Genomic DNA, 524 nt, shown 5'->3' with positions numbered 1-524 from the left:
CGGAGCCGAGGTCCTCCTCGTCGTAGCCCAGGAGCTCGGCGAGTCGGCCGCGGGCGCGGCTGACGCGGCTCTTCACGGTGCCGACCTTGCAGCCCATGATAGTCGCGGCCTCCTCGTAGGAGACGCCCTCGGCACCGACCAGCACCAGCGCCTCGCGCTGGTCCGGCGGCAGCTTCGCGAGCGCCGATTGCAGGTCCTCGACGTCGAGCCGGTCGCCCTGGTGCGGGGCGGTGGCGAGCCGGGCCGCGTAGGATCCGTCCTGATCCTCGACCTCGCGGACCCGCTTGCGATGGTCCGAGTAGAAGATGTTGCGCAGGATCGTGAACAGCCACGCGTTCAGGTTGGTGCCCGGCTGGAAGCGCGCGCGGTGCTGCCAGCCCTTCAGCAGGGTGTCCTGCACGAGGTCGTCCGAGCGGGCAGGGTTCGAGGTCAGCGACAGCGCGAAGGCGCGCAGCGACGGCACGGCCGCGAGCAGACCGTTGCGGAATTCCGGCTCGATCGCCTCGCCGCGGGCACGCAGGGCC

Annotated in this window: 1 protein-coding gene; it reads right to left on the bottom strand. The window is 71.6% G+C overall.

The features are described from left to right. The coding region (locus ACU8YC_RS26130; protein ID WP_446896134.1) for a sigma-70 family RNA polymerase sigma factor at positions 1-524 on the bottom strand (524 nt) is incomplete at both ends.

The sequence above is a fragment of the Citrobacter sp. VF227 genome (genome assembly GCF_052950715.1).
Note: the sequence above shows the minus strand (reverse complement) of the source record. Positions and strands in the feature narration are given on the sequence as shown.